The sequence below is a fragment of the Kiloniella majae genome (assembly GCF_002118315.1).
GTDB classification, from domain to species: domain Bacteria; phylum Pseudomonadota; class Alphaproteobacteria; order Kiloniellales; family Kiloniellaceae; genus Kiloniella; species Kiloniella majae.
This window is the reverse complement of sequence record NZ_MTSZ01000001.1, coordinates 227,806-248,646: the sequence shown is the minus strand read 5'-3', so window position 1 is coordinate 248,646 and position 20,841 is coordinate 227,806. Positions and strand designations below refer to the sequence as shown.

20 protein-coding genes and 1 tRNA gene are annotated in these 20,841 nt (G+C 42.3%); 11 read left to right on the top strand and 10 right to left on the bottom strand.

Going from position 1 to position 20,841, the window contains the following annotated elements:
- Positions 1-139 precede the first annotated feature (139 nt).
- From BKB51_RS01125 to BKB51_RS01115, 3 genes are all read left to right on the top strand, one after another.
- Positions 140-230 (top strand) — tRNA-Ser (locus BKB51_RS01125).
- A 150-nt stretch (positions 231-380) separates the two neighbouring features.
- The gene (locus BKB51_RS01120; RefSeq protein WP_125911752.1) at positions 381-1,220 is read left to right on the top strand and encodes a substrate-binding periplasmic protein; all 840 of its coding nucleotides are present in this window, start codon (positions 381-383) and stop codon (positions 1,218-1,220) included.
- A gap of 433 nt (positions 1,221-1,653) precedes the next feature.
- The gene (locus BKB51_RS01115) at positions 1,654-2,256 is read left to right on the top strand and encodes a paraquat-inducible protein A (RefSeq protein WP_085899252.1); all 603 of its coding nucleotides are present in this window, start codon (positions 1,654-1,656) and stop codon (positions 2,254-2,256) included.
- Positions 2,257-2,264: 8 nt separating this feature from the next.
- Here BKB51_RS01115 and BKB51_RS01110 read toward each other — a convergent pair whose 3' ends face one another.
- The gene (locus BKB51_RS01110) at positions 2,265-3,173 is read right to left on the bottom strand and encodes a DMT family transporter (protein WP_198946593.1); all 909 of its coding nucleotides are present in this window, start codon (positions 3,171-3,173) and stop codon (positions 2,265-2,267) included.
- A 165-nt stretch (positions 3,174-3,338) separates the two neighbouring features.
- Positions 3,339-5,036 (bottom strand): methyl-accepting chemotaxis protein, encoded by a 1,698-nt coding sequence (locus BKB51_RS01105; protein WP_085899250.1) that lies wholly within the window; start codon positions 5,034-5,036, stop codon positions 3,339-3,341.
- A 140-nt stretch (positions 5,037-5,176) separates the two neighbouring features.
- Here BKB51_RS01105 and BKB51_RS01100 point away from each other — a divergent pair, with 140 nt between their 5' ends.
- On the top strand, positions 5,177-6,163 hold the full coding sequence (locus tag BKB51_RS01100) for a glycosyl hydrolase family 18 protein (RefSeq protein WP_085899249.1): 987 nt from the start codon (positions 5,177-5,179) through the stop codon (positions 6,161-6,163).
- Between the two features lie 9 nt (positions 6,164-6,172).
- Here BKB51_RS01100 and BKB51_RS01095 read toward each other — a convergent pair whose 3' ends face one another.
- Entirely contained in the window at positions 6,173-6,526 is a 354-nt protein-coding gene (locus tag BKB51_RS01095; RefSeq protein WP_085899248.1) for a winged helix-turn-helix transcriptional regulator, read from the bottom strand.
- A gap of 183 nt (positions 6,527-6,709) precedes the next feature.
- Here BKB51_RS01095 and gstA point away from each other — a divergent pair, with 183 nt between their 5' ends.
- Both gstA and BKB51_RS01085 read left to right on the top strand, forming a co-directional pair.
- Entirely contained in the window at positions 6,710-7,321 is a 612-nt protein-coding gene (gstA, locus tag BKB51_RS01090) for a glutathione transferase GstA (RefSeq protein WP_085899247.1), read from the top strand.
- 211 nt (positions 7,322-7,532) lie between these two features.
- Positions 7,533-7,739, top strand: a complete 207-nt coding sequence (locus BKB51_RS01085) for a tautomerase family protein (RefSeq protein WP_085900170.1) — start codon at positions 7,533-7,535, stop codon at positions 7,737-7,739.
- A 90-nt stretch (positions 7,740-7,829) separates the two neighbouring features.
- On the opposite strand, the gene BKB51_RS01080 is transcribed toward BKB51_RS01085, so the two are convergent.
- From BKB51_RS01080 to BKB51_RS01060, 5 genes are all read right to left on the bottom strand, one after another.
- Positions 7,830-9,248, bottom strand: coding sequence for an HD-GYP domain-containing protein (locus BKB51_RS01080; RefSeq protein WP_085900169.1), 1,419 nt, complete (start codon positions 9,246-9,248; stop codon positions 7,830-7,832).
- A 124-nt stretch (positions 9,249-9,372) separates the two neighbouring features.
- Positions 9,373-10,410 carry a hypothetical protein gene (locus tag BKB51_RS01075; protein ID WP_085899246.1) on the bottom strand — a complete coding sequence of 346 codons (1,038 nt, stop codon included), beginning with the start codon at positions 10,408-10,410 and terminating at the stop codon, positions 9,373-9,375.
- Between the two features lie 10 nt (positions 10,411-10,420).
- Positions 10,421-11,707, bottom strand: a complete 1,287-nt coding sequence (locus BKB51_RS01070) for an MBOAT family O-acyltransferase (protein WP_158090102.1) — start codon at positions 11,705-11,707, stop codon at positions 10,421-10,423.
- A gap of 217 nt (positions 11,708-11,924) precedes the next feature.
- Positions 11,925-13,481: a malonate--CoA ligase gene (locus BKB51_RS01065; RefSeq protein WP_085899244.1), complete on the bottom strand. Its 1,557-nt coding sequence runs from the start codon at positions 13,479-13,481 to the stop codon at positions 11,925-11,927.
- Positions 13,482-13,523: 42 nt separating this feature from the next.
- Positions 13,524-14,183, bottom strand: coding sequence for a GntR family transcriptional regulator (locus tag BKB51_RS01060; protein WP_085899243.1), 660 nt, complete (start codon positions 14,181-14,183; stop codon positions 13,524-13,526).
- Positions 14,184-14,443: 260 nt separating this feature from the next.
- Here BKB51_RS01060 and dctP point away from each other — a divergent pair, with 260 nt between their 5' ends.
- From dctP to BKB51_RS20840, 5 genes are all read left to right on the top strand, one after another.
- A complete protein-coding gene (gene dctP / locus BKB51_RS01055) occupies positions 14,444-15,451 on the top strand; it encodes a TRAP transporter substrate-binding protein DctP (protein ID WP_198946592.1) in 1,008 nt (335 codons plus the stop codon).
- 11 nt (positions 15,452-15,462) lie between these two features.
- The gene (locus tag BKB51_RS01050) at positions 15,463-16,059 is read left to right on the top strand and encodes a TRAP transporter small permease (protein ID WP_198946591.1); all 597 of its coding nucleotides are present in this window, start codon (positions 15,463-15,465) and stop codon (positions 16,057-16,059) included.
- 2 nt (positions 16,060-16,061) lie between these two features.
- The gene (locus BKB51_RS01045) at positions 16,062-17,375 is read left to right on the top strand and encodes a TRAP transporter large permease (RefSeq protein WP_085899242.1); all 1,314 of its coding nucleotides are present in this window, start codon (positions 16,062-16,064) and stop codon (positions 17,373-17,375) included.
- A gap of 321 nt (positions 17,376-17,696) precedes the next feature.
- Positions 17,697-18,626: a glutaminase gene (locus BKB51_RS01040; protein ID WP_085899241.1), complete on the top strand. Its 930-nt coding sequence runs from the start codon at positions 17,697-17,699 to the stop codon at positions 18,624-18,626.
- A 113-nt stretch (positions 18,627-18,739) separates the two neighbouring features.
- Positions 18,740-18,904, top strand: coding sequence for a hypothetical protein (locus tag BKB51_RS20840; RefSeq protein ID WP_179188718.1), 165 nt, complete (start codon positions 18,740-18,742; stop codon positions 18,902-18,904).
- 47 nt (positions 18,905-18,951) lie between these two features.
- On the opposite strand, the gene BKB51_RS01035 is transcribed toward BKB51_RS20840, so the two are convergent.
- Complete coding sequence (locus BKB51_RS01035; protein WP_085899240.1) at positions 18,952-20,046, bottom strand: DUF418 domain-containing protein; 1,095 nt, start codon at positions 20,044-20,046, stop codon at positions 18,952-18,954.
- Positions 20,047-20,288: 242 nt separating this feature from the next.
- Entirely contained in the window at positions 20,289-20,747 is a 459-nt protein-coding gene (locus BKB51_RS01030) for a hypothetical protein (RefSeq protein WP_198946590.1), read from the bottom strand.
- Positions 20,748-20,841 lie beyond the last annotated feature (94 nt).

The window sequence follows — 20,841 nt, the reverse complement described above, 5'->3', positions numbered from 1 at the left end:
TCAAAGTATTGATAGTATGGTTTTATAACGCTTTAACAGCACTGTTCCTGCGCACTTTGATAGAAAGTGCATTTTTCTGTATTTTTTCACTTTACAGATTTGATGTTAGACCTTAGTAATTCGGCTGTTCACAGAATGTGGAGAGTTGGCCGAGTGGCTGAAGGCGCTCCCCTGCTAAGGGAGTATACGTTAATCGCGTATCGAGGGTTCGAATCCCTCACTCTCCGCCATTATTTATAAAAAGCGCTTTGTAAGCGCTTTTTTTGTGAAAAAATTTGATTAAAAAATATATTTTGGATCGCTGTACATTTCGTACAAGCTAAATTGTTGGCCGTATAACCGGATTTTAACCTGTTTTATACTACGTACAGGAGGGATTTTTGTATGAGAATGCCCCAACTACACCGTATCTACAGGAAAACTTCGTTTTGAGAAGCGTACATAAAATAATGTTTGTTGTTTTGGTTGTTCTTGTTTTTAAGGGGATGACTCTTTCTCGAACGATTGCTGAGGAACTGCGATTAACGACGGGCGAGTATCCTCCTTTTACTTCTCAACATATACCAGGAGGCGGTGTTGTTTCTCAACTTGTCGAATTGGTTTTTTCTAGAATGGGATATAAAACATCCGTTGATTATTTGCCTTGGAAGCGAGGGTATGTTTTGTCTAAAAGGGGCAAATATATCGCAACCTATCCTTATCTTCTGACCGATGAGCGTGAAGTAGATTTTCTTTTTAGTGCACCGATCATTGAATGGGAAAGCAAGGTTTATGTGCGGGGTGATTCTGGTGTCGAGTATAATAGTACGCTGGATTTATTTGGGTTGAGAGAGTGCTTGCCTCATCATTATGGAAGTTTACCAGTACTCGACGAACTTTACTCTGCTGGCCAGATAAAGCGTGTACGTACACCCTATATAAGAAGTTGTTGGTTGATGGTTCTAAACGGACGAGCCGATTTTTTTGTGGAAGATGTTTTTGTCGCGGATATTTTTCGTAGAGAAGTTTTGGCCGAAAGAATGAATGAAGTTGTTGAGTTGGAAAAAACCATTAGTACTGACTATGGGCATGTAATCTTCACCAGAGAATTTGATAAATCTGAAGAGTTAGTCCTGCGTTTTAATAAGGCGCTTTCTGAATTATCTGAGAATGGTGAAATTGCAAAAGTAAAAGAAAGTTTTTTGATCCAAAATACACAGCTCGGAGATTTGTTGAATTAACTGTAAATAGGGCGAAAGTTCACCACGGACTATGTCTTTGAGAGTGTTTGAAAACTTTCAGAAGAAAAATAAAACCTAAACACACATATGTTTCAGAATACAAATTCATCATTATTTGTTTTACGAGTTCAATATTTTTTAGGGATTCATATTGATTGAGACCAAGGAAAAGCCTAAATAGGGTAATAACAAAAAACTAAGGAATAGATTTTTTTATGCTATCTGCTTTGATCTTTTCAGTTTTCCGTGCCCTTACTTTTGGGGCTGAGCCTGCACAGGCTGTCGTACCAGTACGTATTAAGCGCCGCAGTCAACAGTCGAAACAAAGATTTTCTAATGATCGTTGATGAGTAATAGCTAGGTTAAATAGCTGAATTTACATTGATTAAGCGATTTTTACATTAGTCATATAGTTGGCGTTACTGGCTTCTCTATGAAAAATTTAGAGTTTTTGAAACAGGCACAGAAATTCTGGTCTTCAGAGCATGAGAGCCTTCGCTGGTGGCATCTACTTTTTACATTTAAACGCGCTGAAAACTCACTTGCTAATCGTACATCAGGTATTACGAAACTAATTCCGATTTTACTTTTTGTGGCACTGGTGACGTTATTTTTTGGTCTAACTATTCCAATACTTCGTGTTGAGAAATTTTTCCTATTTGAAGATCTTATCTCAATCTCCGGTGCTATTGATCAGCTTGCCCATGGTGGCGAATATCTTATTGCTGTTATAATTTTACTATTTTCAGTCATTTTCCCCACGATTAAAATCTTGGTTGCTAATTATATCTGGCGGGCGCGTTCAGTTGGCCATAAATCAGTTCAAAGGGCAGTGAAGTTAATTGATCTCTTGGGAAAGTGGAGCATGCTTGACGTTTTTATCGTCGGTATGATTGTTATTTCTGCAAAGTCTTCTGGCATGGCAAATGCGACGTCACAGCCCGGAATGTACTATTTTGGGACTTCGGTAATTTGTTCTATGCTTGCTGTAATTCTTCTCAAGCGTGCTATTGATAAAATAACACCCACTTGTTAGCAAAGAGCTTATTTTCTAGCTTTTTTCCAAAGTCGTCCATCAATTGCAGATAATCCGATAGCAATCAAAGCCATACCGACGAAGTGACTAACATCTAATTTTTCATTCAAAAATAATGCACCGAGTAAAATTGCTGAAACAGGTACTAGTAAAGTCACAAGTAGCAGATTTGTTGCGCCAGCTCTCTCCAGAATTTTAAAATAAAGAATATATGCTACTGCTGTGGAGAGAAGGGAGAGTGCGATTAAGGAAAACCATGTTTCATTTGAGATTACGGGCAAAGAAGGTACACCTTCGATTATATAAGTGATCGGGATGAGGAGTAGTGTTGCCCCCGTGACTTGCCCAGCAGCAGTAACGATAGGGGGGATTGCCATCGTTTTGAAGCGTCGTCCAAAAACACCTGCAAATGCGTAGGTTAGTGTTGCGCCTAAAATCGCAAGTTGGGCCAGAAAGTTTTGATTGTCGTCTGGCAACCCAAACATGAGGACCACACCGATAAAGCCAATAATAACACCGATAACTTTTAAAACTGTCGCTTTTTCGTCCGGTAAAAATAAGGTGGCAACAATAACTCCAAATAGGGGCGTGGTTGCATTTAAGATTGATGCAAGGCCAGAGGGGATATAAATCTGCCCCCATACGATAAGGGTAAAGGGGATCACATTATTCAAGAGCCCCATAATAAGAAGAGCTTTCCATGCCGCGAGGTTTTTGGGTAATGGCATTTTGAGAGTAAAAATAATACCCCATAAAGCTATTGCAGCAAGCCCAACCCGAATGGTTACAATTGTAAAAGGCTGTAATTCGGATACTGCAACACCAACAAAGAAAAAAGACCCTCCCCATAATATGGATAAGATAATTAACATGAACCATTCACTGGCGCCCATAGTGGTGATAGTTGGTGTGTTCATGCCTGTGTTTTCTTTATCTAATTTTGTGTATTAAAGATATAGGAAGAAATAAAAGTGCTACTATCCGTTTCTTGCTCTGATAGATAATCTTAATATTTGATCCTAAAAAACGCCTGTAATTTCTTACAGACGTTTTTTTTAAGTTACTTTATTTAATTTGAATATTTAGGCTTCACGTATTTTGTGGATGAAGCTATCTACTTGAATATTAAGCATTTCTGACTGTTGAGATAGTTCAGACGCAGCACCAAGAACATCTTGCGCTGCACGGCCAGTTTCTTCTACACCACCAGTTACATCATTGATTGTAGATGATACCTGGCTTGTCGCGGCGGCTGCTTCTTGAACATTCCTTGATATTTCCAGGGTGGCTGCCCCTTGCTCTTCAACAGCTGCGGCGACTGAAGAGGTGATTTCATTAATCTGTTCAATCGTTCCTGTGATGCTACCAATAGCCCCTGCAGCAGTGTCAGTCGCTCCTTGAATTCCTTCAATTTGTTTGGATATATCTTCGGTTGCTTTAGCTGTTTGTGTGGCTAAATTTTTTACTTCGCTTGCGACAACGGCAAACCCTTTGCCAGCATCGCCAGCTCGGGCCGCTTCAATAGTTGCATTGAGAGCAAGTAGATTTGTTTGCTCCGCGATATCAGAGATCAGGCTAATGACTTCTCCAATTTTTTGAGATGCATCAAGGAGGCCTGTTACCTCTTTGTTTGCCTCTTCCGCTTTGTTTACCGCTTCATTTGTAATGGACGTCGAATGGCTTACTTGCCTGCTGATTTCGCTGATAGAGCTGGATAACTCTTCAGCAGCAGATGCAACGGTTTGTACGTTTCCAGATGCTTGTTCCGAAGCTGACGTAACCGCAACGGCTTGTTCGGATGTATTTCCTGCTGTTACTTGCATGCCTTCTGATGTTGATCGCATTTCAGTTGCTGCCGCAGATACTGTCTGTACTATGCCTTTGACTTCATCCTCAAATCGGTCAGCAAGATCGACCATTGCTTTCCGTTTCTCTTCTTCATTTTTTCGTTCTGTTTCTTCGCGCTCGTCACTTAATTTTTTTACCTGGTGAGCATTATCTTTAAATACCTGAATGGTCTCGGCCATTTCAGCTATTTCGTCATTAAATCTTGTTGTGGGGACCTGTGTTTCAATATCACCTTGTGCCAGATCTCTCATGGTTTTTGTCATTGCACTTAGTGGATTGATAATTGATCTGGTAACAGTGATAGAAATAACGATTGTTAGGATTAGTGCTGCAATCATGATGATGACCAAAAACTGGATACGCTCTTGAAGGGCAGAGTTGAAGTCATCCATGTAAACGCCTGTCCCAATAATCCAGCCCCAGTTACTCCCACTTTGTACGTATGAGAGCTTCTCTACGGGGTCTTCAAAATTGGGTTTAGGCCAGAGGTAGTCGACAAAACCGCCACCACTTTCTTTCACGACATTCACAAAAGCCGTGAAGATTTGTTTGCCATTTTTATCTTCAAGTTTGCTTAAATCCTTGCCTTCGAGCGAAGGTTTTATTGGATGCATTATCATGACTGAATTTATGTCATGTACAAAGAGGTAGTCCCCGTCGCCATAACGATATGCTCTCAAGGCGTCCAAGGCGTGGGTTTGAGCTTCCGCATCGTCTAGTTCACCAGCTTGTGCACGTCGGTAATACTCGTCAGCGACTGCTGTGGCGGTTTCAATGACATGTTTCAACTCCAATTGTTTTTGGTCGAAAAGGTCATTTCGAAGGTTATAAATAGAATAGCCCCCGATCAGTACGAGCGAGAAAGAAGAGACAATAATCAATGCGATTAATCTATGCCCTATCCGAAACCCTTTTTTCTTGATTGTATGCATCCTGACGTACCCACTAATAATTACAATTAATCCAGTAATGTATACGTAGATTGTTAATAATGTGTTCTGATCTATTTGAAACAACGACAATTTTGTGTTCGTCTAGATATTTTGTTCGTCGTGATGAATAATGAATCGATATGGCACGTATGACTGAAATTTTAAAAATATTCGTAGTTACATTTCTTGTGTATTTTATGAATACCTTCTCTGTAACCGCGAAGCCGCGTTTCATTATCTATTATAACAGCGACGCGTCTGCTTTGCTTGATGTTACCCAAGCTGATTATACTCATGTCATTTTATCTTTTCTCGGGGCTGATATTGCTAAGGACAATAAAATTGTTCTTTTGCCACCGAAAAAAATGACTGATCAATGGGATACGGTTAAAGCCTTAAAAGCCAGAGGCGTTAAAGTCTTGATTTCTTTTGGTGGTGGCTTGGCCAAATCAAAAGATTATAAACAGTTTGTTGGGCGCGAAGATCAACTGGCAACAGAAATTGCAGCTTTTATTCGTACGAAAAATCTTGATGGTGTGGATCTGGATTTTGAAGCTAGCGACATGCTTCATAAAGTACGCAAAGCTGGTGTTGCGGATGGCAAGAGCTTCTTGATCAAGCTAACCAAAGCTCTAAGGCGAGAATTACCACGTCCGGTATTTTCGATTAGTCATGCACCACAATCTCCCTATTTAAATCCTGAATGGCATGAAGGCCCATATCTGGATGTTTTAGAAGCTTCGGGAGAAGCAATCGACTGGATAACCGTACAATATTATAATAATCCGGGGCAGGACGGCCCCGTTGACACAAAGGTAGTCGGATTAAAAAAGGATGCATATCGTACTTCATACCGAGGGCTTGTTGCTAAGGATGGAGCACTGGCCTGGCCAAGCGAGAAGATTGTTATTGGCAAGCCGGTGTATAAAGCAGATGCATTCAGTGGTCACATCTCACCGGAAGATATTATTAAACTGATTATTCATCCCCTGAGTGCTGAATATGGTGATGTCTTCGGAGGTATTGCCGGGTGGCAGTTTTCAACTCATACAGAAGATCACCGAGATTGGAATAGTGAAATTGGAAAAGCCTTGTTTCAGACGAGAACTATTCCCGCAAATAATTAGCATTTCCGCTTATACCTTTCCATTTCGCAGTTTGATTTTGTGACCGACTTCGACAATAGCGTTGATCGCTGGGACAAGCTCTTCACCCAGGTCAGTCAAACTGTATTCGACCGAGGGTGGAGATGTTGGCAATACTTGGCGATTGACGACCATTTTGCTTTCCAGCTCTTTTAGCCGTGTTGCTAGCATTTTTGCTGATATTCCTGCCAGATCGTGTTTCAGTTCGCTGAAGCGGCGAGGGCCTCCAGATAGATACCAGATGAGGTTTGTGGTCCAGGCACCTCCCAGAATGGCCATACATTCTGATAATGGGCAATTGTAAGGCACATCACCGCTTTGGTTCTTTCGCATCTTTAAGGCCACAATAGTTCTCTCTCATTTAGTATTATTACTCGTAACTCTCAGATATTAACGCGTTACCAAAAGGAAACCGGGTTACCATAGTGAAACTATATAATTAAGTATCATTCTATCATATAGTTTACAAAAGTAACTAGTAATCTTACCTCATTGGTTATCACGAACCACATATTGAGGAAAAATCTTATGAAGCTTTATTACAAACCTGGTGCCTGTTCTCTTGCGTCTCATATTGTACTGCATGAACTCGGGCAGGATTTCGATATTGAGAAAGTTGATACCGAGATTAAAAAAACGGAAAGCGGAGAAGATTTCTTAGACGTTAACCCTAATGGATACGTTCCTGCATTGAAATTAAACAATGGTGAGGTTTTGACCGAGGGTGCAGCTATCCTTCAGTATCTGGCGGATCAAAAGCCGGAAGCCGATCTTGTGCCCGTGTCAGGTTCGATTGACCGCGCCAGGCTTCAAGGACACCTTAATTTTATCTCTTCGGAGCTTCATAAAGCTTTTGGCCCTTTTTTTACGGGAAAAGCCGATGGTGATGCACGCGCGCCTGCTGAAGCGAATGTCTTGAAGAAAATGGCTCATTTTGAGAAAATCCTTTCTGATGGTAGAGACTATCTACTAGGCGATAAATTTTCTGTTGCTGATGCGTATCTTTTTGTTGTTAGCAACTGGTCGAATTTTGTTGGAATAAAACTTGATAAAGTTCCAAATCTTTCTGCTTTTGTGAAACGCGTTGCATCGCGTGAAAAAACACAGGCGGCCCTTGCGGCAGAAGGCCTGCTCAATTGATTTAAAGATCGTGCTCGTTTGTCCTGTTTTACGACGAGCACATCCTTCATCTATATTAATTGTATGATTATAAGAAAATTATTAGCGATTTCGGGCTCTTACCCTTGTTGAAGACTGCTAAAAGGTTATATCAAAGATTGCTTTGATTTAGTGTCAGGAAATTTGCCCGATGCTAATAGGATTATTTTTTATAAGCTATTGGATGTATGAAATGCCTTACGTGAATATAAAAGTTACTGATGAAGGCGTGACCAAAGAGCAAAAAGCTCGGTTGATCAAGGGTGTCACAGATCTTTTACAAGATGTGTTGGATAAAGATCCGAATACAACCTATGTCGTGATTGATGAAGTTGCGCTTGAAAATTGGGGGGCTGGCGGTTTGCAAACGGACGAGTACCGCAAACTTCATTCTTCCTAGTTGTCAGGATATATCTTGGAATAAATAACCGAAACGGCCCTGAGTATTCTTCAGAATATCGGGGTCGCTTTGTGATCGAGAACATATTTCTTAAGCGGTTTCTTTTACGCCGGCTCTGGCAAGTGTATCCTGAAGAGACGAGTTCAATCGGGCAATTTCCTTAAGAACTGATTTCAATGCCTTGTAGCATTGGGAGTCAATCGCACTGTCAACCATATCATCCATTATGGAAATGGCTTTTTCGATTGGCATTGCTGCACGGTAAGGACGATCCGCGGTAAGAGCGTCAAAAATATCGGCAACAGTTACGATCCTGATTTCCATGTCGATTTCATTTCCGTGTAATCCATTGGGGTATCCTTTACCGTCCAGTCTTTCATGATGACCACCTGCGATCGGGGATATATCAGAAAAAGCAGCAATGTTTTTTAGAATGTTTACGGAAAAAACCGGATGCATTTTAATCATTGCAAACTCTTCATCGGTCAGTTTTCCGGGTTTATCTAGAACGCTGTTGCTAATACCTAATTTACCGATGTCGTGCAGCAGAGCTGCGCGTTTAAGCCACCGCCTTTTGTGATTGGGAACACCCATTTTCTCTGCGATTAAATCACTGTACCCCATAACTCTTTCGCTGTGGCCATGGGTAAAAGGGCTCTTCGCATCAATGACCTTGGCAAAAGCAGCAGCAATGTCATCGAGATAATCTTCGTCAACGGTGACATCATGTGTCGGGAAAATCAAATCTTGTATTACGTTTTCAAGGTCTGGATTATTGAGTTCTTCCCAGAACTTGTCCTGGACTGCGATACGCTCAAAAGCTGCGACCATGTCAGGTTCAAACCAGGTGCCGGATCTGGAGCGAACTTCTTTTAATGCAGCATGCCGACCATCAGAAGTATGGAAAACGTCCACGACCTGTGACAATAGGGCTAGGCGGGCAAAGACGGGAATATCCATGCCAGATACTCCAGCGGGCAAACCTTTGCCATCCCATCGTTCATCCAGATTTAAAATACCATCAGCGACCTTTTGTGAGAACCGCATTTTGAGGGCTATTTCAGCCCCCCGATGGCACCGTGTTTCGATAAGCTCGCGCGCGATTTCGCCGCCTTCTTGCAATATCTTGATAATAGCCTGAAATCGTTCACTTAAACTTGCTTGCAGTCCTGTATGGGAAAGCACAAACCGCAAAGCCTGTGGCAGGCTGCCGTTTATTTTTTTGAAGTCGTGTTTGAATTTTTGATCATCGGTTAAATAAAGTTGGCAAATGCGGGCTGCATTACTACTGCAACCCAAATCCTTAAGAAGAATCATATAGTAAAGCTCAGACAAGTCATGATCACTTAAGCCAATTTCCTGACCGATATGAATGCCAACCCAACAACTCCGGACACAGTGGCCAATAGGCTGTCCTTCGGTCATGTCCAGTGCGGTACTGATGGCACTGACCAGTTCTGATAAATGCAGACTGTCTGATTTAACACTATCCAGCTTAAGCGCGTTCATATCTTGACCAAAATTCATGATGACTATGGTGAAAGATAGTCATGATAACTTAAGGTATAGTTTAATTATTGCTTTATCCTAAATAGGTAGAATTATTTTACTATTAATATTGACGAGAGCAGTATTAATAGGGATCTAAAATTTGATAAGTGTTATGCGGCGCAGGTTCATTTTTCACCCCCTTTACAACAGATTTGATGATATCTTCGGAGAGTTCTTCGGTATAGTGCAGCGGGTCCCAATAGTTTTCATCTTTGTTTGTAATTAAAGATGGTATCATAAAATCAATCAGGAAAGAGTTTTTGCGAGTAGCACTCATTGCTATTATTCGATTCTTACATTCTTTCCATTGAGCCGCTGATAATGAGCCAGGTGTGGCTTGTATGTAGCGATGGTAGGGAACAAACATTAGAATTTTTTTAGTCTCTGCGGGTATTTTATCCAACATATTTTCCAAGTAGTCGTGGCTTGGATAGTTGAAATCATTCGGGTTATATTGAGCTGGTTCGCTTGTAGGCGTTTTCTCTTTAGGTGTTTCCGAGCCGTAAATATTCAAACGGGCTTTATTTAAATCATATTTTTCAATTGGGGGAAGAAAGTTTGCGTACCCGGTTGGTAGGTATTTAGCATCTTTAATTCCTATTAAATACCCAGCTTGCTTACCCAATGTTTCTAAGGTTTTAAAGTTTAGCATATGTGGAATATCATTCCAGGGGTTGTTGTCGTACATCCATTCCGGAAAGGCGCGAAATGTATATTTATCTGCATCTTTACCAGCATTACACCATACTATATCCAGACCAATAATAATGTTCTTGGGTGCCGGGTGGGTTTTTATAAAAACTTCAAACAATCGAAATTGTTCATAGGAAGTTGCGCTGTTCATAGATAAATTAGCGAAGTTTCCACCTATATATTGATTTAAGCTTTCCGGGTTAAGCAATCGGGTTGTTGACGTGCCAAAAACAGCGCTATCAAATTGATCGTTTCTAGCAATTGCCGGGTAAGAAAAACGCTGATTACTTGCCATTGCTGTTCGTTTGAAATCAGGCGAAAATGGCAAATTATCATAGGGATCGATGACGGCTATCATCATTAAAACGAACGCCATTCCAATAACAATGGTTTTGCTTAAAACGGCCCAATAAGATTTCCAGATCATAGTCTCGGCTTTAAAACTGAAAATAAATAAAGTCAGGATGGGTCTGTGATCCGACTTGTATTATAATTAAGATCAGCGCTAGTGCTATTGGCGCAGCTACGAAGGGGGTGTTGTAATTCGACTTTAAAGCTATTTTTTGGCTTGTTGGCCCCATAAGCGCGGCCCCTGCGGCGATTACAAGGAGAAAAGGATTGGCGCCATAGTTACCTGTTGTTACGCCGAATTGATTAACTTCTACTAAACTTAGAATCATACCCATTGCAACGTTAAAATCTGGAGCACGGAATAGTATCCAGGCAATCATAACAAAGAGTAATGTGGTCATCCAACTGATGGTTTTAGGGAGTTGGACATTTGTTGTTTGCCATAAGGTACATAATCCCAATGCTAACCCATGCATTAGCCCCCAAACAACAAATGTCCAACCTGCTCCGTGCCACAGACCACCCAAGAACATAGTGATAATGAGGGCAAGCATTTGTCGTGAAATTCCTGAACGGCTCCCCCCCATCGGTATGTAGAGGTAATCGCGAAGGAAGTGGGAAAGAGTAATATGCCAACGTCGCCAAAAATCTTGAATTGAAAGGGCGCGATAGGGGGCATTGAAATTTATTGGTAAAGTAAATCCAAACATGAATGCCATACCAATAGCCATGTCTGAGTAGCCAGAGAAATCAAAATAAATTTGTACGGTAAAAGCAGCTGTTGCGAGCCAAACATCCATAAAGGGTAATTGGGCAATTTCTGCAGATTGAAATAGAGGGTCTGCAATTTTAGCTGCTGTATCTGCAAAAAAAACTTTTTTGATCAAACCAATAGTTAATAGTGTCGCCCCTCTTGATAAACGTTCGTAAAGCCCTTCTCGCAAAGGAGAAAGCTTGAGTTGATGAATAAACTCATTATGGCGAACAATTGGACCTGCAATTAACTGTGGAAAAAAACATACGTATAAAAAGTACTTTCGAAAATTATAAAGAGGAGCGTTTTCTTTATAACGATCTACCAAGTACGAGATTTGTTGAAATGTAAAAAAGCTAATACCGAGCGGAAGAATAATGTTTAAGGATTGGTGTGTGTCTCCTTGAAGCCAAGCGAATGATTCTGAAAAAAAATCAGCATATTTAAAGACGCCAATAATACCTAAATTGACCAATATACCAATAATAACGGTTAACTTTTGTAGAGAAGACTGGAGTGCCCAAGATAAAAACCAGTTAATAATAACTGACGTTACTAATAGAGGGATCAATCTAAAATCCCAATATCCATAAAATACTATAGAAGCCAGGATTAGCAACCACTCTCTTATTTTCGGACGTTTTGAGACGTAATAGTAACCCAGTAAAGTTAACGGCAAAAAAATTAACAAGAATATCTGGGAATTAAAAAGCATCAGTTTATGTACATAAATCTATTATAATTTTGGTGTAAGTATTTGATAGTTAATTATAATTATGGGAGTTGGAAGTTTTAGTGAACTATGTCCTTAAGTATAGTTTTTAGACAGCTTGATCTCACTTGGAAAGAACATTTGAGAATAAATCAACATATTTCTGTCTCAAGATGTTCTTCTGAACTTTTCCCATTGTATTTCTGGGGAGCTCATCAAGGAAAAAAATCGCTTTTGGCTGTTTAAACCGTGCAAGTTGATCTTTTAGGTGATTAAGAATATACGCTTCGTGTAAATTGTTTGTATTATCGCTGATAATAATGGCGACAACGGCTTCACCGAAGTCTGGATGCTGGACACCGATAACAGCAGATTCCTTTACTTCATCAATAGTATCAATAAGTTGTTCTATTTCTTTGGGATAGACATTGTAGCCACCACTGATGATTAGATCTTTGGCGCGCCCGACGATGGCAACGCGGTTGTCCTCGGCAATTGTTGCGATATCCCCTGTTATGAAAAAGCCATCTTTGGTGAATTCTTCTGCGGTTTTTTCCGGCATTTTCCAATAGCCTTTAAAAACGTTTGGCCCTTTTATCTCCAGAACCCCCACATCTTCATCTCTGCTATCTTCATCGGGTGTGCTTTTTGACAATCTTGCTTGAACCCCGGGAAGCGGATAACCAACTGTCCCGGCAATGCGATCACTCTGTCGAGAATTATCCTGAGGGTTACCAAGAGGATTAGATGTAATCATACCGGCCTCTGTCATGCCGTATCGCTCGAGAATGGTCATGCCGATACGTTTTGAAAACTGCTCAAAAGTATCTTCCAAAAGGGGAGCTGAGCCTGAAATGAATAATCTCATGTTCTGGCATACGGTTTGATGAAAGCCGGGGTGATCCAACAAGCGGGTGTAAAAGGTGGGAACCCCCATCATCACAGTACTCTTTGGAAGGAGACTGATTATCTCTTCAGTGTTAAATTTGGGCAAAAACCACATCCCTGAACCGTTCATCAGCACGCAGTGTATCGCTACAAAAAGACCGTGGACATGAAATATTGGCAGGGCATGTAAGAGGATGTCATTAGGTACCCATCCCCAATACTTGTGTAAAACATCGGCATTACTGGCTAGATTATCATGGCTAAGCATCGCACCTTTTGATCGTCCCGTCGTGCCCGATGTATAGAGGATCGCGGCAATGTCATCACCAAAAACATCCTTTACTTCATGATGAGGTAATGCCCGCTTGAACAGATCCATCAGGCCGCCTGTTCCGTTATTGCTTAGGGTCAGAAGATGGGGAACTGAATTTCGCTGCGCAACTGTTTCAAGCTTCTTGTATTTTTCGGGTGTGCAAACCATGGCATGGGGCTGTGCATCCCCCATAAAATAATCAAGCTCATCTGCAGTATAGGCAGTGTTGAGCGGCAGATAAATAGCGCCGATCCTCAAACACGCCAAATAGAGAACAACGGCTTCTTTTGTTTTCTCTACCTGTACGGCAACGCGATCCCCGGCTTCAACGCCTAGAGATAATAGTGTCCCAGCCATTTGGGCTGTCTGTTGATCCAGTTCATTGTAGCTCAGGTTTTCCCCATTCGGTGACTTAATGAAATCAGATGACATGTCATTGGGGAAGCGTGATTGGAACAGGGCGTAAAGATTTTTAGACATAATAGCTCTATGCAGAAAATACGTTTGAACTTGGTGGTTGAGTTAGGCTGATTGATCAATCAAATCCATGGGAAGGCTGGCGAGAAAATCATTAAAGGATCCGCGCTGAACGGTAACATGCGTTCCTAAAAGCTGTTCTGCCAATTCTTTGTTGCCGCTTGTTATGGCTTCGGTAATTTCAGCATGTTCCTGAAAAGAATTATTGAGGCGATTACTCTGGCGTAGCTGAAGACGTCGGTATGGTGTTAACCGGTTTCGCAGACTCTTGGTCTGATCACTAAGGAATTCATTATGGCTGCCTTTGTATATTGCTTCATGAAAAGCGACATTGGCGCGGTAATAGCCATCGTAATCCTTGTTTTTGACAAGTGGTTCTGTGATGAGGTGTAACTCCTTGAGTTTATCACGCTCATCGTCGGGCATGCGATCAGCGGCCAGCTTGCCACAGGTACCTTCTAACTCGGCCATAACTTCAAACATATCGACGAGTTCTCTTAGACTCATTTTTTTGACAAAAGCACCACGCCTGGGACGAATTTCAACCAGTTGCATCATACTGAGTTGTTGCAAGGATTCTCTGACAGGTGTTCTGGAAACACCAAAGCGTTCGGTTAAAGCAACCTCGTCCAACCTTGTGCCCGGTACAATCTCGCCGAGGACAATTTCATGTTCAAGCTGTCTTCTCAAGTCATTTGACGACATGTTCGCCACGCCTAGAACTCCTGATGTTTTACTGTTTGTGCTTCGCGGTTTTGAAGAGAGTTTATCACTCAAAAATCGGGAAATTGAAAACTATAATACAGGTTATTTTGTATATTTAAATATAATTATTGTATACAAGAATTATTGACTTGTATTTCTAAGCTGGCTTATTGTGTTCAAAATCGAATTTAAAATTCTATAAAAAGCAACAGGTCATCTTCTCTCTTTGGGGAAAACTGACCTAAACAGGGAGACTACCAATGAAAATGTCAAAAAAGGCGCTTGGGTTGGCGCTGGGCAGCTTTGTACTAACGGGTGGATTGTTTGCTGAAACGGCAATGGCAAAAAGTCTGAAGGCATCGCATCAATGGCCTGGTGGTAAAGGGGATGTTAGAGATGAAATGGTTCAAATCATCGCGCGCGAAGTCAATGCTGCGAATGTTGGTTTGGATATAAAAGTGTATCCAGGTAAAGCGCTTTTCAAACCAAAAGAACAGTGGGGCGCAATGGTGAAGGGACAGCTTGATATTTCTGCTTTTCCCCTTGCTTATGCTGCGGGGCGCCACCCAGAATTCAACGCGACAAATATGCCAGGATTGGTCAAAAATCACGACCATGCGACGCGCTTGAATAAATCGGCGTTCATGGATGATATCAAGAAAATCATAGATGATGCGGGCGTAGTTGTTCTGGCTGATGCCTGGCTTGCAGGCGGATTTGCGTCAAAGAAGCAATGTATCCTTGGTCCTGATACCATGAAGGGGCAGGTTACCCGTGCTGCCGGTAAATCTTTTGAGCAAATGCTGGTTGGGGCAGGGGCCTCTATTGCGTCTATGCCAAGTTCGGAAATTTATTCCGCTATGCAAACCGGTGTGCTGGATGCGGCCAATACCAGCTCGGGAAGCTTTGTTTCCTATCGCATTTATGAACAGGTTAAATGTCTGACAGCACCCGGCGATAACGCACTGTGGTTCATGTATGAGCCGCTCCTGATGTCAAAGAAAAGCTGGAATAAGCTCAATAAAGAACAGCAAGACGCTTTAATGGCTGCAGGTAAAAAATCTGAAGACTTTTTTATTGATGCGGCCAAGGGACTAGATACCAAGTTGGTTGAGGCGTACGAAGGTGCTGGCGTTGAAGTTGTTACAATGAGTAACGAAGATGCAGCCGCGTGGCTTGAAATTGCTAAGGGAACATCTTACAAAGCTTTCGCCGAAAAAGTGGACGGGGGTGAAGAGCTGATTAACAAAGCTCTCGCTGTTGAGTAGGAAGAATATATGTGCCTCACAGAACTCTTGTGGGGCACTTTCCTCGCGTTGATTTACTCTTTTCGTTTGGTCAGTTCAGTATGAATTTTTTTATTGATCTCGTACGCCAACTTTCCCGTGTATGTGGTGTCTTTGCTTCCATTCTTATTGCCTCAGCCATTGTTGTCGTCTGTCAAATGGTTGTCCTGCGCTATTTCCTCCAGGAATCAACGGTGTGGCAAACGGACTATGTTACCTATGCATTGGTCGCTGCGACATTGATCGGAAGCCCCTATGTCCTGTTAATCAAGGGTCATGTTAATGTCGATTTGCTACCACATTACTTAAGCCTGCCAGCGCGAAAAATTCTGGCTTTTGTCGCGAGTATTTGTGGTTTGATCTTTACGATCTTATTAGCTTGGAAGGGTTATGAACTTTTTGCCGAGGCATTGGAAGGTGGGTGGGTAACTGATACTATTTGGGAGCTACCTTTGTGGATACCCTATTTGTCACTTCCTCTTGGTATTGGCTTGTTATCCCTTCAGTATGTAGCAGATATCATGGCCTTAATGAGCGGGCGAGACATGCCCTTTGCGATGGATAGCCACAGTTCATTCGAGGGGGAATAATAATGGATCCGCTTTATATTGGCCTGTTGGTCGCCATCGTAACTATTGTCGTTCTCTCTTCCGGAATTCCTGTTGCCTTTGGCCTTGGGCTGATTGCTGTTGTCTTCCTCTTCGCTTTCGAGGGCTTTGATGCTCTGGATGTTGTCGCGGAAACTTTCTTTTCTGGTCTGGCAGAGTTTGCGCTTGTCTCAATTCCAATGTTTATTGTTATGGGGGCGGCGGTTGCTTCTTCGCCTGCGGGGAAAGATTTATATGCGGCGCTTGATCGCTGGCTCAATCGCGTACCGGGTGGTTTGATTATCTCAAATATTGGTGCTTGTTCGATCTTTGCAGCTTTGAGTGGTTCTTCGCCCGCGACCTGTGCTGCAATCGGGAAGATGGGCATCCCTGAGATGCGCAAACGTGGCTATCCGGATGGATTGGCGACAGGCTCAATTGCTGCTGGTGGAACCCTTGGAATTCTTATCCCGCCATCTATTACGATGATTGTTTATGGCATTGCGACTGAAACGTCTATTGGCCGCCTGTTTCTGGCTGGATTGCTACCTGGGTTACTTCTGACCGTTTTGTTTATGTGCTGGTCGCTCTACACAGCCTGGCGAAATGGCTATAGTTTTAAAGCGCAAATTGGTGGATATAGTTGGCGCGAAAAGTTTGAAGTTTTACCTCGCGTTTTTCCTTTTCTGCTGATCATTATCGGGGTGCTTTATGTGCTCTACGGTGGTGTTGCAACTCCGTCAGAAGCCGCGGGCGTAGGGGCTCTTTTCTGTTTGCTATTGGTTGTTGTGATCTATGGCATGTGGCAGCCGCGAAAGATCTGGGCAATTCTGTCTGATTCTATGAAAGAATCTGTGATGATCTTGATGATTATCGGGGCCTCAGCACTTTTTAGCTATACCCTCTCATCACTTTTTGTGACCCAGTCTGTGGCAGAGTACATTGCCAATCTTGATATTGGAAAATGGCAGTTACTTATCATTATCAATCTGTTTCTGCTGGTCGCGGGTTTTTTCCTGCCACCCGTTGCTGTGATACTGATGACCGCACCAATTCTTCTGCCGATCATTATTCAAGCCGGGTTTGATCCCTATTGGTTTGCGGTTGTTTTCACCATCAATATGGAAATAGGTCTTATTACACCGCCTGTGGGGCTAAATCTTTATGTGATTAACGGTATTGTACCTGATGTATCGCTCCCCACCATCTTGAAAGGGGCGCTTCCCTTTATGCTCTGTATGGTTTTGGCCATTGCCATTCTTTGTGTCTTCCCCGAGATTGCAACATGGCTACCCAATTATCTGATGGGTGGGGGATAACGGGGAAAACGCCTTTTAAGCGTGGTGATAAAAATCGGCTGATCGCACTGGTCAGCCGATTTTTTATTTCTGAAACATAAAAGTAGCTGGATCTCGCTGAGGTTCAGACTGTTATTATTTATTAAAAATTATGTGATTGTATCGAAATATCAGGCTCATAGAATCTCGATATATGCATCCCGAGTATTATTTGTTCCGTGAAAATCTGAATAAATCGGTTGCAATGAAATCTATCTTCTTTATTGGTTTGGTCGTTTACGGTTTTTCGTGCGCTGTTTGTGGTGGTGCGATATCACACTTGTTTCTGGATCAGGCTATTATATGACTGTTGATACAATCGATCTTCCCGGAATTCTTGAAGAGATCAAAGAAGAAGTTCAACCTTTCTTTGGAAAGGGAAAACAAGCTGATTATATTCCAGCTTTAGCGAATGTGCCGGGCCATAAATTCGGCATGGCTATACGAACCGCTGAGGGACAAGAATTTACGGTTGGTGACGCAGAAGAAGATTTTTCTATCCAGTCTATTTCAAAACTTTTTACCCTGATGCAGGTTCTAGGGTTAGGGGACGAAGATATATGGGCACGCGTTGGGCGAGAACCATCAGGAACTGCTTTTAATTCTCTGGTGCAGTTGGAATATGAACAGGGAATACCCCGTAATCCCTTTATCAATGCCGGTGCCATTGTAATAACAGATATTCTTGCGGGACGATCAGCAGATGCGTCGCGTCGAATTGTTGATTATTACCGCATGCTTTCGGGCAATGAGGAAAACCGCCCGGACGAAGAAGTTGCTACATCTGAAAAGGAATGGGGCTATCGGAATGCCGCCCTGGCGAACCTGATGTGCAGCTTTGGGAATATCCATACACCCATTCCAGACCTGCTGGATGTGTATTTCCGGCAGTGTGCCCTGACAACCTCTTGTCTGGATCTTGCGCGTGCGGCTATGCCGCTTGTTTGTGGAGGGTACTCTCCGGTTGCGAATGAACAGGTTATGACAAGCCGGGATGCAAAGCGGATCAATGCTTTGCTGTTGACCTGTGGGCTTTATGATGCAGTAGGATCTTTCGCCTATACCGTTGGGTTGCCGGCAAAAAGTGGTGTCGGCGGCGGCATTATTGCGGTTTTGCCAAAGGAATTTTCCGTTGCGGTCTGGTCTCCTGAACTTGATCATTACGGAAATTCATTTGTTGGTGGAAAAGCCCTAGAGATTTTTACGACCAAAACCGGACTGTCCATTTTTTAAATTAAACCTCTGCTGCGTCCAATGGTCCCACCAGAGTTTGGGGCTTTTAAGTTGACTTTGTTAAAGTTATCCATAAACATATATATTAAATGAATGTTTGTGGAGGAAGCGACATGACTTTTCTGCGTTGGCTTGAAACTGCTTTTCTTTTCCCTGGTGATATTGTGGTTCAGAAGCTGGGCGTAACGGTTGAAGAAGATGGCGGTATTTTGCGGTCTTTTATCAACATGTGTGTCTGGGGTGTTGTTACCGGTACGATAGCCTTTTATGCATTATAGGCTTCTAAATGATCTATCGTCCCGAAATTTTCACCTTGCCAAGTGCCTTATCCGGTGATGATACGCATCAGGTTTTCGACAGGGCCACGTGCGAAGAACTTGGAATATGCCCATACATAGAAAGCTGTAGCGAGCAGAAAAATTCCAGAGGCAAGAATTGCATCATCTGTGGTTCCAGATGCATTTTGTCCATCAAGAAGTCCTAGTGCTTCCAAGGTCCCCATACCCAGAAGTATATGGGCAACATAGAGGGTAAGCGTCTGGCGGCCTATTTGTTTGCAGAGCTTAAAACCAAGCATTTTTGATAGGCCAGATGACTTGGAAAAGACAGAACTAATCCAAAGGCTAAAGGCTAGGACCATACAGGCACTCGCCATGCCCGCAATCATGTAAAAGGGCATTGGCGGAATAGGCTCAGTGGTGGCAATATCTAGCAAATCTTGCTCTGCACCAGTAAGCAAGGCAAGGGTGAAAAGCGATAAGCCTTCAACAGTGAGCAGGGCAATCAAGCCGAAAATGAAAAGTTGAAATTGTGTGTGCGCTTGATCCATGGACAGCCTGCTGAGAAAAATACCAAAAAGAAAGAATGCCAGCCAGGGAACAACGGGGTGCCAACCGTTGAAAAAGAGATTGCAAACAAAACCCTCCAGAGTCCAAAAATTTTTATAGGTATATGTCTTCCAGTCCCAACCCACATCGTAATCAAGGGTGAAGAGCATAATAACAAAGCCGATGAGTAGGGCGATTATAGCGACTATAAGCCCGCCGGAACTCATGCGGATAAAGAAGACACCAAAAAAGAAATAGAGTGCGTAGTAATGCAAAATATCAGCATCAAAAATCAGACTGTTTAAAAGGCCAATGACGAGGAGGAATACTGCCCGTTTTGTGGTGAGCCAGACAAGATTGTCGTTAAACTCATGATTTGGGTTGCTTTTGCTTGCCGCTAATCCAAGGCCTATGCCGGCAAGTACGACGAAGGTTGCTGCTGCCCGCCCTTCCAAAGCGCTAACAAAGCTTGTTGCCAGGAAAGATCCTTGCCCTTCTGCGCCCATGGCAATTGTGAAATTGACCAGAACCATACCAATAAATGCTATGAAACGGGCAAAATCCAGACCTTCAAGTCGTGCAGTCGTCGTCATAAATCTTTCCTGTATAATGACTTTTAAGTAATACTAGGTGTTTATTTATTTTACTGAATAACTCTATCGGGTTTTATAGGATGTGGTCGTACACTAACCAAGCTGACAGATTACTGACAAGCAACAGAAAATATGATGTCTGAATTCTGATTTATAAAACTCTATTTTTAGAACAAAAAAAACAAAAAAGCAGCCGCTGGAAACGACTGCTTTTACGTAATAAAAGTAGAAAAATGTATTGTTTAGCTTGCTTTTAAAATCGCAACCATTGTTTCCATAGATGTTTTTAGGGCCTGTAGATCTGCACCTTGTGGAATGGCCTGTTGTGTACAGTTATTGAGGGCGACAACATGATCCATGAAGAGACGGTTTTGTGGGTATCTCTTGTTATATCCAGCCACGACTTGGGTTTTATAAGCATCCACCTGTTCTTGAAGTTTACTGGCTTTTGATTTGTCACCATTACTGAATTTTAGCAGTCCCGGTGTAATGATTTCGTTTTGTATATAGCTGTTATAGGCTGCCAGACCACCTTGAACCTTGGTAACATCAGATGAATCATAGGATGTCTGATCAAGCTTGGCATCGAGAAAATCAATGAGGGCCTGGCACCCTTGCATATTATTGATGGATGGCTCTGCCATAGCGGGCTGACTTAGGGTGATAAGTGCGCCGAGGGCGATGCAAGTTACTGTTTTCATTTTGTTATCCATAGCTAAATAAGTGAGAGTTTATTGATTTGATCTCTGAATTTTGAACAGAGCTGTCCTGTTCACAAAGATCGGGGATTTTGTG

Bases quoted from the DNA above. Each gene is read 5' to 3' on its own strand.
- gstA (WP_085899247.1), top strand. From the start codon at position 6,710: ATGAAGCTTTATTACAAACCTGGTGCCTGTTCTCTTGCGTCTCATATT.
- BKB51_RS01040 (WP_085899241.1), top strand. From the start codon at position 17,697: ATGACTGTTGATACAATCGATCTTCCCGGAATTCTTGAAGAGATCAAA.
- BKB51_RS01100 (WP_085899249.1), top strand. From the start codon at position 5,177: ATGGCACGTATGACTGAAATTTTAAAAATATTCGTAGTTACATTTCTT.
- BKB51_RS01045 (WP_085899242.1), top strand. From the start codon at position 16,062: ATGGATCCGCTTTATATTGGCCTGTTGGTCGCCATCGTAACTATTGTC.
- BKB51_RS01035 (WP_085899240.1), bottom strand. From the start codon at position 20,046: ATGACGACGACTGCACGACTTGAAGGTCTGGATTTTGCCCGTTTCATA.
- BKB51_RS01060 (WP_085899243.1), bottom strand. From the start codon at position 14,183: ATGTCGTCAAATGACTTGAGAAGACAGCTTGAACATGAAATTGTCCTC.
- BKB51_RS01105 (WP_085899250.1), bottom strand. From the start codon at position 5,036: ATGCATACAATCAAGAAAAAAGGGTTTCGGATAGGGCATAGATTAATC.
- BKB51_RS01110 (WP_198946593.1), bottom strand. From the start codon at position 3,173: ATGAACACACCAACTATCACCACTATGGGCGCCAGTGAATGGTTCATG.
- BKB51_RS01075 (WP_085899246.1), bottom strand. From the start codon at position 10,410: ATGATCTGGAAATCTTATTGGGCCGTTTTAAGCAAAACCATTGTTATT.
- dctP (WP_198946592.1), top strand. From the start codon at position 14,444: ATGAAAATGTCAAAAAAGGCGCTTGGGTTGGCGCTGGGCAGCTTTGTA.
- BKB51_RS01030 (WP_198946590.1), bottom strand. From the start codon at position 20,747: ATGAAAACAGTAACTTGCATCGCCCTCGGCGCACTTATCACCCTAAGT.
- BKB51_RS01080 (WP_085900169.1), bottom strand. From the start codon at position 9,248: ATGAACGCGCTTAAGCTGGATAGTGTTAAATCAGACAGTCTGCATTTA.
- BKB51_RS01115 (WP_085899252.1), top strand. From the start codon at position 1,654: ATGAAAAATTTAGAGTTTTTGAAACAGGCACAGAAATTCTGGTCTTCA.
- BKB51_RS20840 (WP_179188718.1), top strand. From the start codon at position 18,740: ATGACTTTTCTGCGTTGGCTTGAAACTGCTTTTCTTTTCCCTGGTGAT.
- BKB51_RS01085 (WP_085900170.1), top strand. From the start codon at position 7,533: ATGCCTTACGTGAATATAAAAGTTACTGATGAAGGCGTGACCAAAGAG.
- BKB51_RS01065 (WP_085899244.1), bottom strand. From the start codon at position 13,481: ATGTCTAAAAATCTTTACGCCCTGTTCCAATCACGCTTCCCCAATGAC.